The sequence below is a fragment of the Aestuariivita sp. genome, assembly GCF_021404545.1.
Taxonomy (GTDB): domain Bacteria; phylum Pseudomonadota; class Alphaproteobacteria; order Rhodobacterales; family Rhodobacteraceae; genus Aestuariivita.
Genome location: NZ_JAAWWD010000005.1, coordinates 45,543 through 70,032 on the forward strand (window position 1 = coordinate 45,543; position 24,490 = coordinate 70,032).

Below are 24,490 nucleotides of genomic sequence, written 5' to 3' on the forward strand. Positions count from 1 at the left end.
CGGTTTTTGCTGTGTTCCCCTTTCCAAGACAAAGCCCAAGACAAAGGACGTTCCATGTTCAAAAAGATCCTGATCGCAAATCGGGGCGAAATTGCCTGCCGTGTCATCAAAACAGCCCGCAAGATGGGTATCCCGACGGTTGCGATCTATTCGGATGCCGACAAGGCGGCGCTGCATGTGCAGATGGCCGATGAGGCGGTTCATATCGGCCCGCCGCCGGCCAACCAATCCTACATCGTGATCGACAACGTGATGCAGGCGATCCGCGACAGCGGCGCCGAAGCGGTGCATCCCGGTTATGGCTTTCTCAGCGAGAACGCCAAATTCGCCGAAGCGCTGGAAGCCGAAGGTGTGGCGTTCGTCGGCCCGCCCAAAGGGGCGATCGAGGCGATGGGCGACAAGATCACCTCCAAGAAGATCGCGCAGGAGGCCAACGTCTCGACCGTGCCGGGCTATATGGGGCTGATCGCGGATGCCGAGGAGGCGGTCAAGATCTCCAACGAGATTGGTTATCCGGTGATGATCAAGGCCTCCGCCGGGGGGGGTGGCAAGGGCATGCGCATCGCCTGGGATGACGACGAGGCGCGCGAAGGCTTCCAGTCCTCCAAGAACGAGGCGGCCAGCAGCTTTGGCGACGACCGGATCTTTATCGAGAAATTCGTCACCCAGCCCCGGCATATCGAGATCCAGGTGCTGTGCGACGGGCATGGCAACGGCATCTATCTGGGCGAGCGGGAATGTTCGATCCAGCGCCGCAACCAGAAGGTCGTCGAAGAGGCGCCGAGCCCGTTTCTGGACGAGGCAACCCGTCGCGCGATGGGCGAGCAATCCGTGGCCCTGGCCAAGGCCGTGGGCTATGCCAGCGCGGGCACGGTCGAATTCATCGTCGATGGCGACAAGAACTTCTACTTCCTGGAGATGAATACGCGGCTCCAGGTGGAGCATCCCGTCACCGAGCTGATCACCGGGGTCGATCTGGTCGAACAGATGATCCGCGTGGCGGCAGGCGAGCCGCTGTCGATTACCCAGGACGATGTCACCCTGACCGGCTGGGCGATTGAAAACCGGCTTTATGCCGAGGATCCTTACCGCGGCTTCCTGCCCTCCATCGGGCGGCTGACCCGCTATCGCCCGCCGATGGAGATTGCGGCAGGTCCATTGCTGGATCAGGGCAAATGGCATGGCGATGCGCCCTCGGGTGCGGCGGCGGTGCGCAACGATACCGGCGTCTATGAGGGCGGCGAGATCAGCATGTATTACGACCCGATGATCGCCAAGCTGTGCACCTGGGCACCGACCCGCGATCAGGCGATCGAGGCGATGCGCGTGGCGCTGGACAGTTTCGAGGTCGAAGGCATCGGGCATAACCTGCCCTTCCTGAGCGCTGTGATGGATCATCCGATCTTTATTGCCGGGGACATGACCACCGCCTTTATCGCCGAGCAATATCCCGACGGGTTCGAGGGGGTCACGCTTGCCGATGACGATCTGCAAAGGGTCGCGGCCTCTTGTGCCGCGATGCACCGCGTCGCGGAGATCCGGCGCACCCGCGTGTCGGGCCGTATGGACAATCACGAGCGCAAGGTCGGCTCGGACTGGGTTGTCACGGCGCAGGGCAGCCGGTTCGATGTGCATATCGCGGCCGACCCGCAGGGCTCGACCGTGACGTTCGCGGATGGCGGCGTGTTCCGGGTGACCAGCGATTGGACACCGGGTCAGACATTGGCGCGTGTGGATGTGGATGGGCATCCGTTGGTGCTCAAGACCGGCAAGATCTCCGGCGGGTTCCATATCCGTACCCGGGGGGCTGAGTTGAACGTACATGTCCGCACTCCGCGTCAGGCCGAACTGGCCGGGCTGATGCCGGAGAAACTGCCGCCCGATACCTCGAAGATGCTGCTCTGCCCGATGCCCGGCCTGATTGTGAAGGTCGATGTCGAGGTTGGTGATGAGGTGCAGGACGGTCAGTCCCTGTGCACGATTGAGGCGATGAAGATGGAGAACATTCTGCGCGCCGAGCGCAAGGGCGTGGTGTCGAAGATCAACGCAGGGCCCGGCGACAGCCTCGCGGTGGACGACGTGATCATGGAGTTCGAATAACCTCTCTATGCTGCCCCAGGACTGGATAGGCCCGGCAATTGTTGCCGCGACCATTGCGGCGCTGGTCACGGTTCTGGGGTGGTTTGTCGCCAGCAAGCGCGAGGTCGGTCGTGACCGGCGCAGGCGGCGAGAACGGGAACGGGATGTGCAGACGGCATTGCGGGCTGAGATTCAGCACTATGTCGATGCGCTCTCGGACCCTGAATACGACCCCATGGTCGTTTGGAAGGATGTTGTGGCCCTGATGGAAGCCGATGCAGAATATGTCCCGATGATTCCGAGTGAGCGCAACGATGCCGTTTTTCAGGCGCTCATCGGGGATATCAGCATTCTACCTGAACCGGTCATCGGTCCGGTTGTGCGGTACTACAACCAGGTCTTTGCGATTGACGCACTGATCACCGACCTGCGCAATGACGGGTTTCGGGCGTTGTCACAATCCCAGCGGATCGGGCTTTATACCGATTACATTTCTCTCAAGCTGGAAGCGCGACGTATGGGAAATGAGGCCACGGATGGTCTGAGCCGCAGCCTTGCGAACCTGAACGGCGTCAGTAGCCCGGGCGCGGCCCGGTCTGACCGGTCCTAGGGGGAGGTGATTTCGGTGTCACGGACATGGACAGATCCTTTCCATTCAACTCTTAATATAGGGTTGAACAAAGGTGCGCGCAATGGTGTGCGGATCTACCCGTCTCCGCGCCGTTCGCGGATCTCGCGTTGGCGCATGGGCATCTTGTCGATGGACCGGCCCAGTTCGCGTACGTTCCAGGGAAACGGTTTGCGCAGATACACCGTACCATCCTTGCCCACCAGAACCAGCATGAAGCCGCGCGGCCTGAGCTTTGTGCGCAGCGGCGAGGCCGCGTCCGGGTCGGTGTCGGTCAGGATGACCACATCGCGCTCGCCCAGTTCGTCGAGCCGGTCGTTCAAAAGCTCCATCTGTTCGGCAAAGCGCGGGTCGGCCGGGCTGTCGGCAAAAACGATAACCGGCCGCTTTATCCATAAAAATTCGCTCAAATCCGATTCGCCAGCGGGCAGGATGATATCGGATGGCGGTGTCTGGTCCGCATCTTCGGCCATCGCCGAAACCGGGAATAATACAGCCAAAACAACGGCTAGTGTGTGCTTCATGAGGCCTCCTGTCGTTCCTGATATAGACCCTGACGACGACAATGCGAACACCTTGATTGGCAGCTCACGCAATATTTTGATGGTTAATCGCTTTGTCAGGAGTGTCTGCCCATGATCGCCCCGTTTCCCGCGATGCAGCCGTTTGGGGCGGCGCTTTGGCAAAAGGCACTCAGAGCAATGGACGTCATCCTGCATATCGGCGCACATCGTTGCGCAAACACAAGCTTTCAGGCCTATCTGCGGGCCAACACCGAGCCACTGGCGACAGCCGGGATCGGGTTCTGGGGGCCGATCCGCACACGGTCCGGCCTTTTTCGCGGGATCCAGCCCGGGCCGGTGATCGCGCCGGGCCGCAACGCCAGGACACGGGCACTGGGGCGGGTGCAGCTGGGCTGTGGCGAACATGCGCGTGACGGGGTGGAAACGCTGGTTGTGTGCGATCAGTACATGCTCGGCAGCATGCGGGCCAACCTGCGGCTGGCGGATCTTTACTGCGGCGCGGGCGAACGCATGGCGCGGTTCGCCGAGGCATTTCAGGGGTATCTCGGCGGTGTCGTTCTGACGATCCGCAGCCCGGAGCATTACTGGGCATCTCTGCTGGCCTGTTACGCCTCCAATGGGCGTGGCACGCCGCCGCCGGGGCTCTTGCAGCGTGTTGCGGAGAGCTCGCGCAGCTGGCGCGATGTGATCACCGATATCGCCTGCGCCGTCCCCGGCATCAAGGTCGGCGTGATGCCCTTTGAGACCTTCGCGGGCCGCCCCGAGGCACAGTTGCAGGGCATCACCGGCCAGCCCGCCCCGCGCACCGCATCGCGCGAGTGGCACAACAAGGCCCCCAACCTGGCCGCGCTGCGCGCCATGATGGATCCGGCCGAGGGGGTACTGCCCGAAGGCGACGGGCGGTGGATGCCGTTCTGCCAAGGCCAGTGCGCGACCTTTCGCGAACGATATGCCGATGATCTGATGTGGCTTGCCGCCGGGGCCGACGGCCTGGCGCGGCTGATTGGTGATCCGGCACCCGAAAAAGCAGGGCAAAACCTGCCAATACCTGACATGACAAGAGGAAGAGATGATGAAAGGCGACACATCAAAGTGGCGCGCGCTGGCCGAAAAGGAACTGCGCGGCAAGCCGGTTGAAGATCTGACATGGACCACCCTCGAAGGGATCGCGGTCAAGCCGCTCTACACCGAGGCTGATACCGAGGGGCTGGACCATCTGGGCGGCATCCCCGGTGAAGGCCCCTATACGCGCGGGGTCAAGGCCACGATGTATGCGGGTCGTCCCTGGACGATACGGCAGTATGCCGGGTTCTCGACGGCCGAGGAGTCAAACGCCTTCTACCGCCGGGGGCTGGCGGCGGGCCAGCAGGGCGTGTCGGTCGCGTTCGATCTGGCCACGCATCGCGGCTATGACAGCGATCATCCCCGCGTTGTGGGCGATGTGGGCAAGGCCGGTGTGGCCATCGACAGTGTCGAGGATATGAAGATCCTCTTCGACGGCATTCCCTTGGACAAGGTGTCTGTGTCGATGACCATGAACGGGGCCGTGATCCCGGTTCTGGCCAGTTTCATCGTGACCGGCCAGGAGCAGGGGCATGACAAGTCGCTGCTGGCCGGGACCATTCAGAACGACATTCTCAAAGAGTTCATGGTCCGCAATACCTATATCTATCCGCCCGAACACTCGATGCGGATCGTGGCGGATATCATTGAATACACCTCCGACCACATGCCCAAGTTCAACTCGATCTCGATCTCGGGCTATCACATGCAGGAGGCTGGCGCGAACCTGGTGCAGGAGCTGGCCTATACGCTGGCCGATGGGCGGGAATATGTGCGCGCGGCGATTGAGCGTGGCATGGATGTGGACAAATTCGCAGGCCGTCTGTCGTTTTTCTTTGCCATCGGCATGAACTTCTTCATGGAAGCGGCCAAACTGCGCGCCGCGCGGCTGCTCTGGCATCGCATCATGTCCGAGTTCGAGCCGAAAAACCCCAAATCCTCGATGCTGCGGACCCATTGCCAGACCTCGGGCGTGTCCTTGCAGGAGCAAGACCCCTACAACAATGTGATCCGCACCGCGTATGAGGCGATGGCGGCGGTGCTGGGCGGCACCCAGTCGCTGCATACCAATGCGCTGGACGAGGCGATTGCGCTGCCCACGGATTTCAGCGCGCGCATCGCCCGCAACACTCAGCTGATTTTGCAGGAAGAAACCGGCATCACCAATGTGGTCGATCCGCTGGCAGGCTCCTACTATGTCGAGACGCTGACCGCGCAACTGGCCGACGAGGCCTGGAAGCTGATCGAGGAGGTTGAGGAGATGGGTGGCATGACCAAGGCCGTCGCCTCCGGCCTGCCCAAGCTCCGGATCGAGGAATCGGCCGCTACCCGACAGGCGATGATCGACCGCGGCGATGAGGTGATTGTCGGCGTCAACAAGTATCGCAAGGACAAAGAAGATCCGATCGACATTCTGGAGATCGACAACCAGCAGGTTCGCGACGGCCAGATCGCCCGTCTTGAGCGGATCCGGGCAGAGCGGGACGACGCCGCCTGCGAGGCCGCGTTGGCCGAATTGGCGCGCCGCGCGGGCGAGGGTGGCAATCTTTTGGACGCAGCGGTCGAGGCGGCGCGGGCACGCGCCTCGGTGGGAGAGATCAGTATGGCAATGGAAAAGGTATTCGGACGGCACCGCGCCGAGGTCAAAACACTCGCTGGTGTCTATGGCGCGGCCTATGAGGGCGACGAGGGCTTTGCCGCAATTCAGAAGGATGTCGAAGCCTTCGCCAAGGCAGAAGGGCGGCGTCCGCGCATGCTGGTCGTCAAGATGGGCCAGGACGGCCATGACCGGGGCGCCAAGGTGATTGCCACGGCCTTTGCCGATATCGGCTTTGACGTGGATGTAGGCCCCCTGTTCCAAACCCCTGAAGAGGCCGCCCAGGATGCGGTCGACAATGACGTGCATGTGGTGGGCATCTCTTCTCAGGCGGCCGGCCACAAGACATTGGCGCCGCAGCTTGTCACCGCGCTGAAAGAGGCAGGGGCGGAAGATATCATCGTGATTTGCGGCGGGGTTATCCCGCAACAGGATTACGAGTTCCTCTATAACAACGGCGTCAAGGCGATCTTTGGCCCGGGCACGAATATTCCCGAAGCCGCACGCGATATTCTGCGGCTGATCGGTGGCCCGCGCCCGTGACCGTTCTGGGACCTCTTGCGCGCCAGGTGGCCGAGATGGAGGCCGCCCTGGGCCAGCAGGAGTGGGGCAGGGCGGCAGAGTTCCTGTCGCCCGATATCCGCTATGTGGTGGGCGGCCAGGAGCCGCGCTATGGGATCGCGGGGATCCGCGACTATATGGCGGCCCAGTCGGCGGTGGTGGAGTGGGTCGGGCATGATCTGCTCGCCTCGGTCGAGACCGCCGATATGGTTGTGATCGAGGTCATCTCGCGCTTTTGCCGGGTCTCGGATCGGAGGCCGCTTGCGTTGCCATGCACTGATATCTACCGGTTCGGCGATGGTGTGATCCGGGATTGGCGCGTCTATGCGGATCTTGCGGCGATTGGCCTTGGCCGACCGGAGTGAATGAGGGGAGCTTGAGTTTGAGCATCACAATGGCGCTTGATCACATCGCGGTCGCCGGAGAGACGCTTGAGGCCGCGACGGAGGCGGTCGAGACCGCGCTTGGTGTGCCCGTGCAGGCTGGTGGCGCGCATGATGTCTTTTTTACCCACAACACGCTTTTGGGACTGCAAGATGGCCTCTATCTGGAGGCCATTGCGATTAACCCAGGCGCGCCGGTTCCCGATTGTCCGCGCTGGTTCGATCTGGACCGGTTCGAGGGTCCGCCCCGGTTGACCAACTGGATTTGCCGGACCGATGATCTGGACGGGCTCTTGACCATCCTGCCCACGGGCGCCGGACGCGCGGTCAGCCTTCAACGCGGCGATCTGCACTGGCAGATGGCAGTGCCGCAGGATGGTCGTTTGCCCTTTGACAATCTGCACCCGGCCCTGATCCAGTGGGGCGGTGATCTGCATCCCGCCAGCATGTTGACGCAGCAGGGATGTCGGCTGCGACGCCTGATCATCGCACATCCCAGCGCGGAGGCCTTGCGCGCGCGCCTCGGCCCGCATTTGGAAGACAGTCGACTTGTCTTCGAGCCTGGCGAACACCCGCAGATGATGGCCGAATTCGAGACGCCGCACGGGCGGCGCGTGTTGCGGTGATCCTGCGTCGGGCCACCCCGGAGGATGCCTCGGGGATTTGTGCGATCTCCAACGCCCTGATCCGCGACACGCTGATCACCTTTACCACGACGCCCCGTTCCGAGGCCCGGACGCGCCAGACGATCCATGCCGCCGAAGGTGCCTTTTGGGTTGCAGAGATGGATGGCCAGATCCTCGGCTTTGCAAGCTATGGTGCCTTTCGCGACGGTCCGGGCTATGCTCACACCAAAGAGCATTCGATCCAGCTGGCTGACGGCGCGCGGGGGCGCGGGATCGGGCGCGCGCTGATGGAACGGCTGGAGGATCACGCCCGGACCAAGGGCGTGCATGTCCTGGTTGCCGGGATCAGCAGCGCAAACCCCGGCGGTCTGGCATTTCACGAGGCCATGGGCTTTGTCCAGACCGGCCGCATGCCCGACGTCGGGCGCAAGGCGGATCAGTGGCTCGACCTGATCCTGATGCAGAAAACCCTCTGACGGCGTGCTTCGGTCATCTTTGCACACTCTCTGGGATGACCCGCCTGCCGAGTGAGCCAAATCGTACCATATCTGCGATGGGACAATGACTTCGCCTGCGCCCGCCGATAGGGTGCGCGCGATGTCGATCTGGACCCGCATAACCGACGCGCTTTCGGCGCTGACCCAGGGCGAAAGCCTGACAGCGGTCTTTGACAAGTTACGCACGCCGCCTCAGCGCAGCGTGGCTTTTGCCATTGCCGTGATCGCGCTGGGCGCCAAGATGGCCAAGGCAGACGGGCAGGTGACCCGCGACGAAGTGGCGGCGTTTCGCGACGTATTCAACATCGCCCGCGAGGATGAGGCGGGAGCGGCACGGGTCTTCAACCTCGCGCGGCAGGACGTGGCGGGTTACCGTGATTACGCCGCGCGCATCGGCAGCATGTTTCAGGGCGATCCCGCCACGCTCAACGACCTGATGGAGGGGTTGTTTCACATCGCCATGGCCGATGGGTTCTATCACCCGGGCGAAGATATGTTCCTGGAAGATGTGGCGCAGATTTTCGGCCTGCCCGAAACCAGCTTTCGCGCGATGAAGGCCCGTTTCGTCCCCAATGCCGAGCCGGACCCCTACACCGTGCTCGGGGTCAGCCCGGACATGGACCGAGAGGCGATCCGCGCCGCCTGGCGCCAATTGGTGCGCGACAATCACCCTGACCGGATGATGGCGCGGGGCGTGCCGGAAGAGGCCGTCCAACTGGCCCAGAAACGCCTGATCGACATCAACCGCGCCTGGGATGAGATCAGCGGCAGCGTGGGCTGATGCGGCTGGCAAGCTACAACATAGAATGGTTCAGCAATCTCTTCGATGATGACAACAATCTGAATGTCGATCACCAGCCGTCTGGCCGTTACGAGGTGAGCCGCGCGGATCAGACCGGCGCAATTGCCCATGTCCTCAAGGCGCTGGATGCCGATGCGGTGATGGTGATCGAGGCACCGGACCAAAGCCGCAGGCGCGACACCGTGGCGGCCCTGGAGCACTTCGCCGACGTTCTGGAATTGCGCACGTCCAAAGCGGTCATGGGCTTTCGCAACGACACCCAGCAGGAGATCGCGCTGCTTTACGATCCGAAGCGGTTGACCGCAGAGCATGACCCTCTGGGCGACATTTACGACGCGCAGGCCCCCCGTTTCGACGGCCAGTTCCGTATTGACCTGGATATTGACGCGACCCGGGATGTGGTGCGATTTTCGAAACCTCCGCTGGAGCTTTCGGTGACCACTGCCGAGGGGCGGCGCCTGCGCTTGATCGGCGCACATCTGAAATCCAAAGCACCGCATGGTGCGACCACCCGTGACGCGATCATGCGCCAGTCCATTGCGAACCGGCGCAAGCAGCTGGCCCAGGCCATCTGGCTGCGTGCGCGGATTGACGGACATCTGAGCGCTGGCGACACGCTGATCGTGATGGGCGATCTCAACGACGGGCCGGGGCTGGATGAATACGAGCACCTCTTTGGCCGATCCTCGGTCGAGATTGTGATGGGCGATCCGGGGGGGGCAGGCTCGCTCTATGATCCGCACGCGCACCGCGCGCTGCAACGCAAGCTGGGGGCCAATCCGACCACCGCCCGGTTCTTCATCGAGCAGGAGAACCGATTTCTTCAGGCACTTCTCGATTACATCATGGTTTCGCCCGACCTGATGTCAGCGCGACCCTGCTGGCGGATCTGGCATCCGTTTGACGATCCGGAATGCTGGACGACGCCCGCGCTGCGCGAGGCGCTGCTCATGGCCTCCGATCACTTCCCTGTGACGTTGGATATCGAGCTCCGAGGTTAAAGTTCCCGGCATCTTGGGCTATATTGATCTCATGAAACCGATTGCTGTTCTTGTTTGCCTGGCCCTGACCAGTCCCGCCCTTGCCGAAGAGACGGACCCGCCCGGCCTGATGGAGCGGGGCGCGCAGATGTTTCTGGAAGGGTTGATGCAGGAGGTGGAGCCGCGGCTTGACGACCTTCAGGGGTTGGCGGACTCCTTTGGCCCAGCGATGCGCGGGTTTTTTGAGGAGATGGGCCCCGCCCTTGCCGATCTGGTGGAGCAGGTGGAGGATTGGTCTGTCTATCACCCGCCCGAGATTCTGCCCAACGGCGATATCATCATCCGGCGCAAGCAGGCTGCGCCAGAACCTGAGGACACGCCCGGTGAGGATTCCGATCCAAGCGGACCGGTTGAGCTCTGAGCGGTTTCAGGTCGGCATCATCCGCACACGCACCTCCGCCTCCAGCGAGGCGGCGAGTGACATCAGGCGGGCTTCTGCCACCTCTCCGTAAAGTGCGCTGGCGGCTTTGGGAAAGCGGAGCTCCAGCACCTTTTTCTGTGGGAACCACCGGAACTCTCCCATGGGGACATCCGGCTGCATCCAGAACATCGCGCCGAAGCGCATGGCCTTGCCCAGAATCTCGGCCTGCAACTGTTCTTTGTCGCAGACCAGATTATAGAGATCCTCGAACCGCGTCCCCTCGCGCTTGTTGCGATAGCGGTGCAGCAGGGCAAGCCCCAGAAACACCCGTTCGGCATGTTTCAGACCGCCCAGATTGGCGCGGGTGGCATTGTCAAAACACGTCTCCGCCCGGTAGTCGGGATGCGCACGCCAGCTCACGTCGTGCAACAGGCACGCAGCCCGGATCAGCCGCAGCCGCGCGGGTGGGGCAGACCGAAAGAGCGGCAGGACGAAATCGTAAAGCGTCTTGCCGAACCCGGGCAGGCGGGCGTCCTTGGCCTCGGCAAACCGGCAGGCTTCGATCAGCGGATCGCGGTCGCGCAGCCGTTGCGGCATCTGCTCATAGAGCATGCCCTCGCGGATGCCATAGCTTGAGATCGCGATATCCTTGGGCCGGAAGGTGCGCACCAACCGTTTGAGGACTTCGGCGGCGTAGGGCACCAGCGCCATGCGTGTCGATGAAATGCCACAGGCCGCGCGCAGCGTCTCGGGGTCGGAATCGGCGATATACTTGGCCGTAGCCGATACCGAACTGGCCGTCATGCGGTATTCGTGCAGCACATGCAGGGGGTAGCCGCGCCGTTCCATGTCGATCCGGGCAATCGCGCGCCAGGACCCGCCGACCAGAAACAGCCGGTCACGTTGCGGGCCCATGCGATGGGCAAGATCCTCCATCACCTGACGGATATGGGCCTTGCGCCCGGCCTTGCCACCCGCGACCGCCTGAAGCTTCAGCGGGCCGAGGTTGGATGTCACGCGGCGGCCCACCCGACCCTCGCGGATCTCGGCCAATTCCATCGACGAGCCGCCGATATCGCAGACCAGACCGTAAGAACCCGGCCAGCCCAACAGCACGCCCTGGGCCGAAAGCCGGGCCTCTTCCTCTCCGTCGATGACCCATATGCGCAGGCCGGTCTCGCGCTGGACGTCCTCGCGAAAGGCCGGACCGTCTTCGGCATCGCGCACGGCGGCCGTGGCCACGGCCGTGAGCGGCGGCAAGTTCATTCCCTGTGCAAGAAGCTGAAACCGCTTGATCGCGGCCAGCGCCCTTTCGCGTCCACTTGGGTTCAGGCGCCCGGTCTCGGACAGGCCGGCACCCAGACCGCACATGATTTTTTCGTTGTAAAAGTAGGCCGGGCTGCGTGCTGCGCCGTCAAACACCACCAATCGAACCGAATTCGAGCCAACATCAATCACTCCCACGCGCGACAGCGCGCGCGCGGACGGATCGTCGAACAAGGGCCTGCCAAACGGTTCCCACTGATCTGACAAGTCGTTCATTCATCCCCCGGACCTGCACCGCCACCATGCGCATTGCAGGGTGCCCGGTCAATCTTACTCCTCGGTATGCGTCAGTTTGGGCACATCCGATGCTCCCGCCGATCCCCGACCCGACAGCGACGGGTTCTCCATGAAGAACCGGTGGCAGTTAAACGCAAATGCCCCCTCGGGCACTTGTGCGCGGGTGAAACTGCCGTCGGGGTTCATCACCCAGCTTTGCGCGACATCGGCCAGATTGGCAGCCATCACCTGATTGACGATCTGCGCCTTGACCGTTGCATTGGTGGTTTCAACCAGGGTTTCAACCCGCCGGTTGAGGTTGCGGCCCATCCAGTCTGCCGAAGAGATAAAGACCCGCGCCTTTTTCGACGGCAGGCCCGCGCCATTGCCGAAACACACGATGCGGGAATGTTCCAGAAACCGGCCCACGATGGATTTCACGCGGATGTTTTCCGACAGACCCTTGATGCCGGGACGCAACCCGCAGATGCCCCGGATGACCAGGCTGATCTTGACGCCCGCCTGTGAGGCGGCATAAAGCGCGTCGATGACCTCGCTTTCGATCAGCGAGTTCATCTTGGCCCAGATCTCTGCCGGACGCCCGGCCTGCGCATGCTCGATCTCGGCCGCGATCCTCTCCAGGAGGCGCGGTTTGAGCGAGGTCGGCGAAATCGCCAGGTTTTCCAGGCTGTCGGGCTGGGCATAGCCCGACAGATAGTTAAAGACCTTTGTGGCATCGCGCCCCAGGGCGGTATCGCAGGTGAAAAAGCTCAGATCGGTATAGATGCGCGCCGTGATCGGGTGATAATTGCCGGTGCCGTAATGGGTATAGGTGACCAGGTTGTCGCCCTCGCGCCGGACCACGGTTGAGATTTTCGCATGCGTCTTGAGGTCCAAAAACCCATAGACCACATGCGCGCCCGCCCGTTCCAGACGGCGCGACTGGCGGATATTGGCGGCTTCGTCAAAGCGCGCTTTCAACTCCACCAGAGCGGTGACGGATTTGCCATCCTCGGCGGCCTCACACAGCGCCTCGACCACCGGGGAATTCTTCGACGTTCGGTACAGCGTCTGTTTGATCGCCACCACGTCAGGGTCGCGCGCGGCCTGTTGCAAGAACCGGATAACCATGTCGAAGGTCTCGTAAGGATGATGCAGCAGCATGTCCTTTTGGCGGATTGCCGCGAACATATCGCCGTCATGATCCTGCACCCGTTCGGGCACGCGCGGGGTAAAGGGCGGCCAGAGAAGATCGGGGCGCTCGTCCAGCACCAGCTCGCTCAGGTCCGCGACACCGATCATGCCGTCAATCTCAACCAGCTCATCCTCGGTCACGTGGAGCTGATCCATGATCAGGCTTTTGAGCTTGGGCGGTGCGCCCGCAGAATGGGTCATGCGCACCACCTCGCCCCGGCGGCGGCGCTTGAGGGCAACCTCGAACTCGCGCACCAGATCCTCGGCCTCCTCCTCGACCTCCAGATCGCTGTCGCGCAGCACACGAAAGGCAAAGTGGTTTTTGACTTTATAGCCGGGGAACAGATGGTCGATCTTCAACAGCAGCAGATCTTCGAGGGGCAGGAAACGTTGCGTTCCCGGCTCGGACGGCAGGCGCACGAACCGGTTCACCTGTGCCGGGATCGGGAGAAGAGCCTGCAAGGGCCGCTTGTCTCGGATCCGCTCCAGTTGCAGGGCCAGCGAAAAACCGGTGTTGGGCAGGAACGGAAAGGGGTGGGCGGGATCGATCGCAAGCGGCGACAGAACGGCAAACACGCGATTGAGAAACACATCATCAAGGTGCTGGCGATCCGTCTGTGTCAGCGCGTCGCTGTGCAGGATGGAAATCCCCTGCGCCTCCATTTCGGTCTTGAGAGTGGCCAGCACCGCCTGTTGCGACATCAAAAGACGCCGCGCGTCCTCGCTGATCAGCACCAGTTGCTCTGCCGGGGTCAGCCCGTCGGCGGCCGGCGTTATGTTGCCAGCATGGGCCAGTTCGCGCAGGCCCGCCACGCGCACGGTGTAGAACTCATCGAGATTGGTGGCCGAAATCGACAGGAACCGCAGCCGCTCCAGGAGCGGCACACGGGGATTTTCGGCCTCTTCCAGAACGCGCCAGTTGAAGCCGACCCAGCTCAGTTCACGATTGAAGAACCGGCCCGGGCCCGTTGGGTCCAGATCGGCCAGTTCCGCAGGTTCAGGGAACGGGGATTTCAGAAAATCTGCAAGTGTCATAGGCGCTTGATCGCGGGGGGATGTGTCAGGAGCATGACGACGATGTTACGCGGTCTTGTCGGCAGGGCCAAGCACATCCGCAGCAAGTCGCCGCGTGAGAGGCCGCCCCTTGGACAGGCTGGCGTGATCGAGGCGATCAACAACGCTCTGGGCGGCGGCAAAGGACCGTTCCATCCGTTTGACCAGATATGGGATCAGGTCCGGTTTCGGGGCAATCTGGCGATCTGCGAACAGCTTTGCCAAAAGCGCGGACAGCAGCAGATCGTCGGGGGGCTCAAGCGTGACAGACTGTGTCCCCTCCATCCGGCTTTGCAGATCCGGCAGGGTCAGCCCCCAATGGCGCGGTGTGCCTTGCCCGGTCAGCAACAGTGTATGCCCATTGGCCAATATCAGATTGTGAAGGTGAAACAGGGCCTCTTGCGGTCCGTGCTGCCCCGCGAGGGCAGGGATATCCTCGACGCACACGGGCCCCTCGGCCAGCTCTGCGATGTCTGCCTCCGCAAGAGCCGTCGCCGGTACGATCCGGGCATTGGTCTGGGCGGCCCAGACATGGGCCAGATGGGTTTTGCCTGCGCCTTCAGGCCCGCTCAGGATCAGCTTGCCGCTTGACCAGCGCGCACTGTTTTCCACCATCGCGACGGCCAAGGCGTTCGACGGGGCAACAAAGAAATCCTCCCGCCCCAGCGCCGCCTTGCCGGGCAGATCGAAACTCAGCTGTTCGGGCATCAGCTCTTGTCCTGGTCCGAAAGCCCACGGTAAAGACGGCTGTCTTTGTATTGATCCACGGCAAATCGGGTGAGTACACCCAGCGCTGCGGCCACCGGCACCGCGATCAACATCCCGACAAAGCCAAAGAGCGTGCCAAACACGCTGAGCGCCAGAAGCAGCCAGACAGGGTGCAGCCCGACCGAGCTGCCTACCAGCTTGGGGGTCAGCACATTGCCCTCGACCACCTGGCCCAGCATGAAGATGCCCGCCACCAGACCCAGCGAGATCCAGTCCCCCCAGAACTGAAAGAGACCCAGCCCCAGCGCCAGCGCCCCGCCCAAGAGGGCGCCCAGATACGGAATAAACGTGATGAGCCCGGCAACAAATCCAACCACCATCCCGAATTGCAGCCCGACCAGCATCAGCGCGATGGCGTAATACGTGCCCAGGATCAGGCAAACCGTTCCCATCCCACGGATGAACGAGGCCAGGGTATCGTCGATCTCGGCCGCCAGTCTGCGGATCACCGGCGCATGATCGCGCGGCAGCATCTCGTCGATGCGCGCGATCATCCGATCCCAATCCAGCAGCAGGTAAACCGCCACCACCGGCGCCACCACAAGCAAGATCACGACATTCAGCACACCCATCGCCGAACTCAGCAGCGTATTGAGCAACTCACCGCCTCGGGACTGGATCGTCTCACCGATCGAGGTCAGCGTCTGGCGCAGGGTTGACCCTTCGTCCAGCGCGGAGGGAAAGCGCTCACTGACCACGGTGTGCAGATCGCGAAAGAGCTGCGGCGCCGTGTTCACAAGCTGGACCGACTGGCTGACCAATGTCGGGATCACCAAAAGCGCCATGATCACAAAAATCAGCACGCCAACAATGGTGATGACCGCCGTCGCGATCGCGCGCGACAGGCCCATTCGTTCCAGTCGGTCCGCCACCGGATCGAGGAAATAGGCGATTGCTCCGCCGATCACAAAGGGCAGCAGGACATCCCCCAAAAGCCATAACAACAGCACGAAAAGCGCTGTCGCAAGTCCCCAGTATTTCAGCTGATCCCGAACGGGCAGCGCCATGACATATGCTCCTCTTTCCCAAGAGATGACCCAGCCTGCGCGGCGGTGCAACCCGATCCTTGATTCCGTGCGCGGCATAGTGATGTTAGCGTTAAACTCCACCCAGAGCGTCTGAAAAAGGGCTGGGTTTACCGTCCATTACAGCGAATATCGCCGAAACTGTAACGAAATATTGACACATATATATGTCAAGCTAAGCTTACACTAGCGAGATCCGGCCCAACATCGCAGGCTGTCTGTGTTGGCTCGGTGGGGTGTGACGGCGGGAGCGAGACCGATCCAGATACCTGCACATCTGAAGTACAGCCTATGGACACGGAGGATACGAACATGTCCGATAACGATCCCGACAAAGTCTGGCCAACCGGTCTGACGCTGAGGGAAGCTGAGGAGGTTCACAGCTATCTCATTGACGGAACCCGGGTCTTCGGGGTGATTGCGCTTCTGGCGCATGTCCTCGTTGCGGCCACCACACCGTGGCTGGGATAAGGAGAGCGTCATGAACAATTCGAAAATGTGGCTTGTGGTGAAGCCGACCGTTGGCGTTCCGCTGTTTCTGTCGGCAGTGGCCATCGGCTCTTTTGCTGTGCATGTGGCGGTTCTGACGAACACCTCGTGGGTGTCGGATTTCCTGTCCGGCGTGCCGATGGGGACGGGCGATCAGACTGCGGCTCTGGAACGGGATGCGGCAACTGCGCAGGCATCGTTCGATGCCCAGGCGATGGATGGTCAGGCCATTCTGGTCACGCTTCCCGATGGCACCACGGCGCGCGCGGTCATCGAACTGCCCAAGGCTTTGGCCGCGGCACAGTCCGGAACGTTGCCCGACGGGTAACGCGCAGCGGTCTGCGTCAAGATCAGAGCGTCTGACCCGGCGAGAGTGCGTCGGGCCGGGCCTCATCCCTCACATGTGATGTGTTTTTCGCGCGGTGAGGGACGGGGAGGACGGCATGTTTAACTACCGACAATTTGCCTATAATCGCTTGGCGCGGATCGCGCCGCGATACCTTCCTTTTGCCGATGTCGCGACCGAGGATGTGCCGCTGTCGCGGCTTTTGCGTCTGTCGCTGTTTCAGGTCACGGTCGGCATGGCGCTTGTGTTGATGGTGGGTACGCTCAACCGTGTGATGATCGTCGAACTGAATGTCCCGGCCTCTTTGGTGGCGGGGATGATCGCGCTGCCTTTGGTCTTTGCGCCATTTCGCGCGCTGATCGGCTTCAAGTCCGATACCTTTACATCTGCGCTGGGCTGGCGACGGGTGCCGTTCATCTGGAAGGGCTCGATGTGGCAGTTCGGCGGCTTTGCCATCATGCCCTTTGCCCTTCTGGTGCTCTCGGGCTATGGCGAGGCGGTGGATGCGCCGCGCTGGCTGGGTCTGGGATCGGCCGCGCTGTCGTTCCTGCTGGTGGGGGCGGGCATGCACACAGTGCAGACCGTGGGCCTTGCGCTGGCCACCGATCTGGTGCCCGAAGAAGATCAGCCCAAGGTCGTGGGACTGATGTATGTGATGCTCCTTTTGGGGATGGTCGTGTCGGCCTTCGTCTTCGGAGCCTTGTTGGAGAATTACACGCCCGGACGCCTCATTCAGGTCATCCAGGGCTGCGCGGTGGTCACGATCGTGCTCAACGCGATTGCCATGTGGCAGCAGGAGCCGCGCGACCGCGTGCGCGCTCAACAGATGCGCAACCGCACCAGCACCCCGTCCTTTGCCCAAAGCTGGCGTGGCCTGGTGCGGTACGATGGGGCGATGCGGCTGCTGGTGGTGATCGGGCTGGGCACCTTCGCCTATGGCATGGCCGATGTGCTGCTGGAACCCTATGGCGGTCAGGTCCTGGGGATGAGCGTGGCCCAGACCACGAAACTCACCGCCGTTCTGGCGGGGGGCACGCTGATCGGCTTCGCGCTGGCCTCTTACACGCTGGGGCGGGGGGCCAATCCGCTGCGCCTGGCGCGGCTGGGGGCGCTGGTGGGCGTTCCGGGCTTTGTGGCGATCGTGCTGGCGGCGCACAGCGGCGATCTGTCGATCTTTATTCTGGGCACTTTCGCGATCGGGTTCGGCGCGGGGCTTTTCAGCCATGGCACGCTGACGGCCACGATGCGCCGCGCCCCGCGCGACCAGATCGGTCTGGCGCTGGGCGCCTGGGGGGCCGTGCAGGCGACCGCGGCGGGCGTCGGCGTCGCGCTGGGCGGGATCTTGCGCGATATCGTGCTGCATCTGCCCATCGCCGAGGCTGTGGATGCCGCCACGCCCTATATCACTGTCTTTGCGCTGGAGGGGGCGGTGCTGCTGATGGCTCTGATCGCGTCGCTGCGTCTGACTGGCGCCGGGCGCGTCGCATCCGGCCCCGAAGGCACTGTATCAAATTTCGAGTTGCAGCTCGAACCTGCGAGGAGGGGTGAGGGATCACCGCAGGGTCTTAACCGACCTCACACGCAGTCACCGCGACCACAGGAGGTAACATGACCACAGTAATTTCACGCCTTTATGCGGATGAGGCCACCGCGCACGGGGTCGTTGACGCCTTGCGGGCCGAAGGATTTCCGCAAAACACGATCGACACGATCACACAGAAAGACGCGGACGCGATTGCCGCCACCCGGATCAATGCGGATGACGCGGCAATCTACGCCAACCGGATGGAGGCGGGCAATGTCCTCGTCGTGGTCCGCGCGCCGCTCACGCCCTTTGGTGCCGCGCGCCGGGCCATGGCCATCGTCGACGAGGCCCAGAGCATTCCGGCAGGCATAGCCAGCCCCAACCTACATATCACCGAGGCTGCCGATCCGCGCTTGTTCCTGAGCATTCTGCCCGATCATCCAAGGTTCTTGTCGAGCGATGTCGGCCCGGATTCGCCGCGGGTCCGTGGCACCGTTTCGGACGGGCTGGGTTGGCCGCTTCTGAGCAAACATCGCACCAAACGCTCGGCGTCCAGCGGCTGGTTCACCTCAACCAAGCTTTTGCCGTTCCCGCTGCTCTCGGGTCACCGCACGAAACGCTCGGCGATTTCGGGCGGCAAGCGGATGCTCTATAACCCGTCAAAGAGCACCTGATCCGTCCCATCGGCGCAAGAAGAGAGCCGCCTCCGTTCGGGGGCGGCTCTTTGTTTTCTTACACGCGCGGGCGCGATCAGTGGCAGGCAGGCCGCGTGCCGGGCAACAGGACCTTGTCGACCACATGGATCACGCCATTATCGGCCTCGATATTGGCGATCACCACATTGGCGACATCGCCGGTGCCATCTGCGATGGTCACGCCGCTGGCGCCTTTGGTGATGCACAGACGCTCGGACGCGAGGATCGGCTTGAAGAAATTCGAGCCTGCCGGGATCATCTCGGCAGTCAGCTTGCGGTCATCCACATGATACAGCAGTACATTGGTCAGCTGATCCTTGTTTTCGGGCAAAAGCAGCGTCTCGACCGTGCCCTCGGGCAAGGCGGCAAAGGCGTCGTTGACCGGCGCATAGACGGTGAACGGCCCGGGGCCTTGCAGCGTCTCCACCAGACCTGCGGCGCTGACGGCGGCGACCAGGGTCGAGAACCGCTCGTCTCCCGATGCGATGTCGACGATCGAAGCCGCGTTGGCAGCCGTGCCCAGCGTTGCGGCGGTCAGCGCCGCGGCGGCCAGAGTGCGAATGGATGTCATTGTCTTTCTCCCCATGGAAATTATGCCTGCCGAAGTGGCAAGTGATCAGGAATACGGCAGTTGGCCGGGGTTGGACCTGACCGAACACGGTTTCGTCAGACGTCGTGAGACGGCGCTCCTCATTCCGTGATCGCGTCGGATCGGGTCTCGGGTTCGCCTGCGTTGGCTTTCAGATCGCCGATTGCCTGCCTTGCTGGGATGGCTTAGACCGCAAGGACTGTTTCAAGAACGCACACACCGCCAGAAGAGAGAGCCGATGCGCCTGACCCGCTATTTCCTGCCCGTTCTCAAGGAAACTCCGTCCGAGGCACAGATCGTCAGCCACCGGCTGATGCTGCGCGCGGGCATGATCAAACAACAGGCCGCAGGGATCTATTCCTGGCTGCCGATGGGGTTCAAGGTGCTGAAAAACATCGAAAAGATCGTGCATGAGGAACAGATGCGCGCGGGCCATATCCCGATGTTGATGCCGACGCTTCAGCCTGCGGATCTGTGGCAGGAATCAGGCCGCTATGACGCTTATGGTGCCGAATTGCTGCGCGTGCGCGACCGCCATGACCGCGATATGCTTTACGGCCCCACGAACGAGGAAATGATCACCGACATTTTCCGCGCGCATGTGTCGTCCTACAAGGATCTGCCTCTGACGCTCTATCACATCCAGTGGAAATTCCGGGACGAGATCCGGCCCCGTTTCGGTGTGATGCGGGGGCGCGAGTTCTATATGAAAGACGGCTATAATTTCGACCTGACCAAAGAGGACGCGCTGCACGCCTATAACCGCCATCTGGTCACATATCTGCGCACCTACGAACGGATGGGCCTGCAAGCGATCCCGATGCGCGCCGACAGTGGGCCCATCGGCGGCGATAACACGCATGAGTTTCTGGTGCTGGCCGAAACGGGCGAGTCGGAGGTCTTTTATGACAGTGCCGTCACCGATATCCGCCTGGGCGAGCGTGACATCGACTATGACAACGTGGATCAGTGCCGCGCGGTGATGGAGGAGTTCACCTCGCTTTACGCGCGCACCGATGAGACCCATGACGCCGAGGCCTTTGACGCTCTGCCCGAAGACCGCCGCCGCCAGGCCCGTGGGATCGAGGTGGGGCAGATCTTTTACTTCGGCACCAAGTACTCCGAGGCGATGGGCGCCGTGGTTCAAACCGACCAGGGAGATCAGGTGCCCGTCCATATGGGATCGCACGGCATCGGGGTCAGCCGCCTGGTTGGCGCGATTATCGAGGCCAGCCACGACGAAAACGGCATCATCTGGCCCGAAGGGGTGACGCCGTTCCATTGCGGAATTGTGAACCTCAAACAGGGTGATGATCAGGCGGATAAGGCATGCGAGCGCCTTTATGCCGCGATCACCGCGCTGGGGCTGGAACCGCTTTACGACGACCGGAACGAACGGGCCGGTGGCAAATTCGCGACCATGGATCTGATCGGCCTGCCCTGGCGGATCACGGTCGGCCCGCGCGGACTGAAGAACGGTGTGGTTGAACTGACAAGCCGCCGTACCGGACAAAGCGAGGAACTGAGCCCCGAGGACGCGGTAACGAAACTGGCCGCGATCTATGCGCCGCACAGGCCCGGTCAGGACGAGCATCCCGAACCGATGGCCAAGCGCAGCTTTCACACCTGGCTGTAACTCTCGACAGTCACGCTTTCACGCGACCACGCGCGTGAATGACCCGGCCTTTCGCGCAGCTGACGCCTGTGCGTGCGTCCAGAGGGCGCCGCATGGTTCGGTCGGAAAACTGCGGCTGAGCGACGACACAGCCTCTGCCGCCAAGACCGGATGCGACGCCGAAAGGCAGCCCGCCGCGCCCCAGTTGTCGGCTGACCTTGAGCGCGACTATTCGCGCAATCTCCTGGGCTGTGTCATTTTGCAAAATTTGGCGCTCAAACGGTGCGGCCAGAGTTATCCACAGGGTGTCTTGCAAGGCACTTCGGCCACTGCCCTGTGGATAACGGATACCTCTGACACTGATGTCGGGTGCCATGCCTTGGGGCGTTGCCCCAGAGTCGCATCTGCACCGCTCTGCAAACATCGGAACACAAAGGTATTTCACAAACGCCACGCTAACGGCTAGAGTTGTGGATAAATGACGCGAACCGGATCGAAGACAGATCTGGACGCTGGCGAGGCAGATCGAGGAGAAATGGCGTGCCCACGTTCTTTTCTGACATTTTTTTTGTGATTGATCCATCGAGCCCGCCGGCCGACGGGACGTCCCTGACAGCGCAGACCTTTACCATCGAGGACCGCAACGATAACGACTCGATCTCACGGTCCGGTGGGGACAGAATTGACAATGTCGATATTCGCAATGTCTATCCCGGCGACACGGTCACCATCGAAACGGCGGATGGAACCCAGATCACCTATACAGGTGCCACCTTCTATCTGGCGGATGGGCGCGAACTGTTCTCGCCGATTGACGGCCAGACGCTTCAGGATGGCAGCCTGGAAGGTACAACATGGGTGTCGGCCCAACAGGCCGTCACACCCGAACAGCTTGAAGCGGCCCCCTGTTTCACGCCCGGCACTTTGATCAACACACCCGGCGGACCGCGCGCGGTCGAGACGTTGCGCGCAGGCGATCTGGTCACAACCCAGGATCACGGTGCGTGTCCCGTCAGATGGGTCGGCAGGCGTACCGTTGTGGGCCGGGGCGCGCTGACCCCGGTTCGGTTCATGGCCGGAGCGCTGGGCAATGTGCATGACCTCATCGTTTCGCCCCAGCACCGCATGATGCTGAGCGGTTGGCAGGCGGAGCTGCTTTTCGGTCAGGATGAGGTGCTGGTTGCCGCCAAACATTTGATCAACGGCGACACCATCCACAGCGCGCCGTGCCGCTCGGTCGATTACATCCATCTTATGTTTGACCGGCACGAGATCATCTTTGCCGAAGGTGTGCCGACCGAAAGCTTTCATCCCGGTGACTTTTTTCTGGAAACCGACGCCGCGGCCCGTGCCGAAATCCTGTCGATCTTTCCAGATCTGGAGGCCAGGCTGTCATGCTCGTGGCCAACTGCGCGACAGGTTGCCAAAGCACATGAAGCGGCGCTGATCTGGTCTGCGGCCGCTTGACGCCGAGGGGGCAAATCCGCACTGTCCGCCGACCGCGCCCCATCAGGATCTGACCATGGCCAAACAGCCTGCGCCCTTTGCCCCGTTTGAGTGGATGATCGCCTGGCGATACCTGCGCGCCCGACGCGCCGAAGGTGGGGTCAGTGTGATGACCTGGATCAGCCTGATCGGGATCACGCTGGCGGTATTTGCGCTGATCGCGACGCTTGCGGTTCGCTCGGGGTTCCGGGCCGAGTTCGTCGGCACGATCCTGGGGGCCAATGCCCATGTCACGATCTATAACGCCGGTGAAGTGACCGCGCAGGGTGGAATTGACCGGACCATTCGCGAATATGACGCCATGGCTGCCCGCATCGCCGAGGTGCCAGGTGTGACCCGCGTGGCCCCTTTGGTGCGCGGTCAGGTCATGGTCAATCTGCGCAGCCGAAACTCCGGGGTCGAAATCTATGGGATCAAGCCCGAGGATCTGCGCACGCTGCCGGGGATTGCCAACCCCGACACGAGCCAGGGCGATATTGCCCGGTTCGATCAGGGCATCGCACTGGGGTCTGGTGTGGCCCGCGAGATCGGGGCGCAGGTGGGGGACCGGGTACGGCTGATCTCGCCCAACGGTGTGCGAACCGCTTTGGGGACCAGTCCGCGGATCAACGCTTATGAGGTGGTCTATGTCTTCTCCGCGGGCCGATACGATATCGACCGCACGCGCGCTTATCTGCCCTTTTCAGAAGCTCAATTGTTCTTTAATCGCGATGGTGTGGCGGATGAACTTGAAGTGATGGTTGAAGAACCCGAGCGCGTTGACGGGATGATCCTGCCCTTGATCCGCGCGGCAGGTGAGCGGGCCCAGGTCTGGACCTGGCAAGATGCATCGGGCGGCTTCCTGCGTGCGCTGGAGGTTGAGGATAATGTCATGTTCATTATCCTGTCGATCCTGGTTCTGATCGCTGCGATGAATATCGTGTCGGGCCTGATCATGCTGGTCAAGAACAAAGGGCGCGACATTGGCATTCTGCGCACCATTGGCCTGTCGCAAGGGTCGGTCTTGCGGGTGTTCTTTATCTGTGGCGCGTTCACCGGGATCATCGGGACGGTGTGCGGGGTCATTCTGGGTTGCCTGTTCGCGATCTATATCGACCCGATCTTCTCGTTCGTGAACTATGTGATGGGCGGTGGCGTTTGGGACCCGTCAATCCGGGGGCTTTATCAACTGCCCGCGCAGTTGCGGCTCGAGGATGTGCTGTCGGCCGTGGCGCTGTCTTTGGGCCTGTCCTTTGTCGTGACGATTTTCCCCGCGCGCCGGGCGGCACGGCTCAATCCGGTCGAGGCTTTGCGGTATGAGTGAGGCCGCGCTGAGCCTTGCAGGCCTGACAAAGACCTACAACCGCGGCCAGCCCGGCGAGGTCGAGGTATTGCGCGGCGTCGATCTGACCATAGCGGCGGGCGAGGTCGTGGCGCTGGTCGCACCCTCTGGCGCGGGCAAATCCACGCTTTTGCATATCGCCGGATTGCTTGACACGCCGGATGCGGGTGAGGTGGCGATCAGCGGCCAATCCGTTACCGGCCTGCCGGACCGGGCCCGCACGGCGATGCGACGCGCGCAGGTGGGATTTGTCTATCAGTTTCACCACCTGCTTGCCGAATTCACCGCCGCCGAAAACGTGGTTATCCCACAGCTTGCGGATGGGACTTCACGTCGGGATGCGCAGGCTCATGCCGCCGATCTGCTCCGCCGCGTGGGGCTCGAGGATCGCATGGCGCACCGGCCCGCAGCCCTGTCAGGCGGTGAACAGCAGCGCGTCGCCTTTTGCCGGGCGCTGGCCAATCGTCCCCGGCTGCTGCTGGCGGATGAGCCGACGGGCAATCTTGATCCGGCGACCTCGGATCAGGTCTTTGACGCGCTGATGGAACTGGTGTCGGACACCGGATTGTCGGCCCTGATCGCAACCCATAACCCCACGCTTGCGGCGCGCATGGATCGGACCGTGCGGCTGGAGGCAGGACGTCTCACAAATGAGCCATGAC

At 62.3% G+C, this 24,490-nt stretch carries 25 protein-coding genes; 19 read left to right on the plus strand and 6 right to left on the minus strand.

All coding sequences use genetic code 11. The annotated features are described in order from the left end of the window. The first annotated feature begins 54 nt into the window (after positions 1-54). On the plus strand, positions 55-2,100 hold the full coding sequence (locus HEP69_RS04210; protein ID WP_290557270.1) for an acetyl/propionyl/methylcrotonyl-CoA carboxylase subunit alpha: 2,046 nt from the start codon (positions 55-57) through the stop codon (positions 2,098-2,100). 7 nt (positions 2,101-2,107) lie between these two features. Further along, entirely contained in the window at positions 2,108-2,689 is a 582-nt protein-coding gene (locus HEP69_RS04215) for a hypothetical protein (RefSeq protein WP_290557271.1), read from the plus strand. A 95-nt stretch (positions 2,690-2,784) separates the two neighbouring features. Here HEP69_RS04215 and HEP69_RS04220 read toward each other — a convergent pair whose 3' ends face one another. Continuing rightward, complete coding sequence (locus HEP69_RS04220) at positions 2,785-3,231, minus strand: DUF4174 domain-containing protein (protein WP_290557272.1); 447 nt, start codon at positions 3,229-3,231, stop codon at positions 2,785-2,787. A gap of 111 nt (positions 3,232-3,342) precedes the next feature. Between HEP69_RS04220 and HEP69_RS04225 the strand changes: the two genes are divergently transcribed. The 8 genes from HEP69_RS04225 (at position 3,343) to HEP69_RS04260 (ending at position 10,160) form a co-directional block, all read left to right on the plus strand. Further along, positions 3,343-4,368, plus strand: coding sequence for a hypothetical protein (locus HEP69_RS04225; RefSeq protein ID WP_290557273.1), 1,026 nt, complete (start codon positions 3,343-3,345; stop codon positions 4,366-4,368). After that, positions 4,301-6,433, plus strand: a complete 2,133-nt coding sequence (gene scpA, locus HEP69_RS04230) for a methylmalonyl-CoA mutase (RefSeq protein ID WP_290557274.1) — start codon at positions 4,301-4,303, stop codon at positions 6,431-6,433. The genes HEP69_RS04225 and scpA overlap by 68 nt, the downstream gene beginning before the upstream one ends. Further along, positions 6,430-6,816 carry a nuclear transport factor 2 family protein gene (locus HEP69_RS04235; protein WP_290557275.1) on the plus strand — a complete coding sequence of 129 codons (387 nt, stop codon included), beginning with the start codon at positions 6,430-6,432 and terminating at the stop codon, positions 6,814-6,816. Before scpA ends, HEP69_RS04235 begins: the two co-directional genes overlap by 4 nt. Positions 6,817-6,845: 29 nt before the next feature. Continuing rightward, positions 6,846-7,460, plus strand: coding sequence for a VOC family protein (locus HEP69_RS04240; protein ID WP_290557318.1), 615 nt, complete (start codon positions 6,846-6,848; stop codon positions 7,458-7,460). Further along, positions 7,457-7,936 (plus strand): GNAT family N-acetyltransferase, encoded by a 480-nt coding sequence (locus tag HEP69_RS04245; RefSeq protein ID WP_290557276.1) that lies wholly within the window; start codon positions 7,457-7,459, stop codon positions 7,934-7,936. The genes HEP69_RS04240 and HEP69_RS04245 overlap by 4 nt, the downstream gene beginning before the upstream one ends. 121 nt (positions 7,937-8,057) lie before the next feature. Beyond that, positions 8,058-8,738, plus strand: coding sequence for a molecular chaperone DjiA (locus HEP69_RS04250; protein WP_290557277.1), 681 nt, complete (start codon positions 8,058-8,060; stop codon positions 8,736-8,738). Next, complete coding sequence (locus HEP69_RS04255; RefSeq protein WP_290557278.1) at positions 8,738-9,760, plus strand: endonuclease/exonuclease/phosphatase family protein; 1,023 nt, start codon at positions 8,738-8,740, stop codon at positions 9,758-9,760. Before HEP69_RS04250 ends, HEP69_RS04255 begins: the two co-directional genes overlap by 1 nt. A 31-nt stretch (positions 9,761-9,791) precedes the next feature. Further along, the gene (locus HEP69_RS04260; RefSeq protein WP_290557279.1) at positions 9,792-10,160 is read left to right on the plus strand and encodes a hypothetical protein; all 369 of its coding nucleotides are present in this window, start codon (positions 9,792-9,794) and stop codon (positions 10,158-10,160) included. Between the two features lie 6 nt (positions 10,161-10,166). Here HEP69_RS04260 and HEP69_RS04265 read toward each other — a convergent pair whose 3' ends face one another. Genes HEP69_RS04265 through HEP69_RS04280 form a run of 4 tightly spaced genes read right to left on the minus strand, consistent with a single transcriptional unit; the run spans position 10,167 to position 15,724 of the window. Continuing rightward, entirely contained in the window at positions 10,167-11,702 is a 1,536-nt protein-coding gene (locus HEP69_RS04265; protein ID WP_290557280.1) for a Ppx/GppA family phosphatase, read from the minus strand. Positions 11,703-11,756: 54 nt separating this feature from the next. Further along, a complete protein-coding gene (locus HEP69_RS04270) occupies positions 11,757-13,931 on the minus strand; it encodes an RNA degradosome polyphosphate kinase (protein WP_290557281.1) in 2,175 nt (724 codons plus the stop codon). A 45-nt stretch (positions 13,932-13,976) separates the two neighbouring features. Then, positions 13,977-14,657, minus strand: coding sequence for a DnaA/Hda family protein (locus HEP69_RS04275; protein WP_290557282.1), 681 nt, complete (start codon positions 14,655-14,657; stop codon positions 13,977-13,979). Further along, positions 14,657-15,724 (minus strand): AI-2E family transporter, encoded by a 1,068-nt coding sequence (locus HEP69_RS04280; protein WP_290557283.1) that lies wholly within the window; start codon positions 15,722-15,724, stop codon positions 14,657-14,659. The genes HEP69_RS04275 and HEP69_RS04280 overlap by 1 nt, the downstream gene beginning before the upstream one ends. Positions 15,725-16,054: 330 nt before the next feature. Between HEP69_RS04280 and pufB the strand changes: the two genes are divergently transcribed. The 4 genes from pufB (at position 16,055) to HEP69_RS04300 (ending at position 18,776) form a co-directional block, all read left to right on the plus strand. Further along, complete coding sequence (gene pufB / locus HEP69_RS04285) at positions 16,055-16,213, plus strand: light-harvesting antenna LH1, beta subunit (protein WP_290557284.1); 159 nt, start codon at positions 16,055-16,057, stop codon at positions 16,211-16,213. Positions 16,214-16,223: 10 nt separating this feature from the next. After that, entirely contained in the window at positions 16,224-16,559 is a 336-nt protein-coding gene (locus HEP69_RS04290) for a light-harvesting protein (RefSeq protein ID WP_290557285.1), read from the plus strand. A gap of 115 nt (positions 16,560-16,674) precedes the next feature. Next, positions 16,675-18,189 carry a PucC family protein gene (locus HEP69_RS04295; protein WP_290557286.1) on the plus strand — a complete coding sequence of 505 codons (1,515 nt, stop codon included), beginning with the start codon at positions 16,675-16,677 and terminating at the stop codon, positions 18,187-18,189. After that, positions 18,186-18,776 carry a hypothetical protein gene (locus HEP69_RS04300; protein ID WP_290557287.1) on the plus strand — a complete coding sequence of 197 codons (591 nt, stop codon included), beginning with the start codon at positions 18,186-18,188 and terminating at the stop codon, positions 18,774-18,776. The genes HEP69_RS04295 and HEP69_RS04300 overlap by 4 nt, the downstream gene beginning before the upstream one ends. A gap of 76 nt (positions 18,777-18,852) precedes the next feature. Here the strand turns inward: HEP69_RS04300 and HEP69_RS04305 are convergent, their stop codons facing one another. Beyond that, positions 18,853-19,368, minus strand: coding sequence for a fasciclin domain-containing protein (locus HEP69_RS04305; protein ID WP_290557288.1), 516 nt, complete (start codon positions 19,366-19,368; stop codon positions 18,853-18,855). Here HEP69_RS04305 and HEP69_RS04310 point away from each other — a divergent pair. From HEP69_RS04310 to HEP69_RS04330, 5 genes are all read left to right on the plus strand, one after another. Beyond that, entirely contained in the window at positions 19,358-19,498 is a 141-nt protein-coding gene (locus HEP69_RS04310) for a hypothetical protein (protein ID WP_290557289.1), read from the plus strand. The two genes, HEP69_RS04305 and HEP69_RS04310, sit on opposite strands and share 11 nt — an antisense overlap. A 126-nt stretch (positions 19,499-19,624) precedes the next feature. Beyond that, complete coding sequence (gene proS, locus HEP69_RS04315) at positions 19,625-21,022, plus strand: proline--tRNA ligase (RefSeq protein ID WP_290557290.1); 1,398 nt, start codon at positions 19,625-19,627, stop codon at positions 21,020-21,022. A 519-nt stretch (positions 21,023-21,541) separates the two neighbouring features. Continuing rightward, entirely contained in the window at positions 21,542-22,468 is a 927-nt protein-coding gene (locus tag HEP69_RS04320; RefSeq protein WP_290557291.1) for a Hint domain-containing protein, read from the plus strand. A 55-nt stretch (positions 22,469-22,523) separates the two neighbouring features. After that, the gene (locus HEP69_RS04325) at positions 22,524-23,810 is read left to right on the plus strand and encodes a lipoprotein-releasing ABC transporter permease subunit (RefSeq protein ID WP_290557292.1); all 1,287 of its coding nucleotides are present in this window, start codon (positions 22,524-22,526) and stop codon (positions 23,808-23,810) included. Beyond that, positions 23,803-24,489, plus strand: a complete 687-nt coding sequence (locus tag HEP69_RS04330) for an ABC transporter ATP-binding protein (RefSeq protein WP_290557293.1) — start codon at positions 23,803-23,805, stop codon at positions 24,487-24,489. The genes HEP69_RS04325 and HEP69_RS04330 overlap by 8 nt, the downstream gene beginning before the upstream one ends. Position 24,490 lies beyond the last annotated feature (1 nt).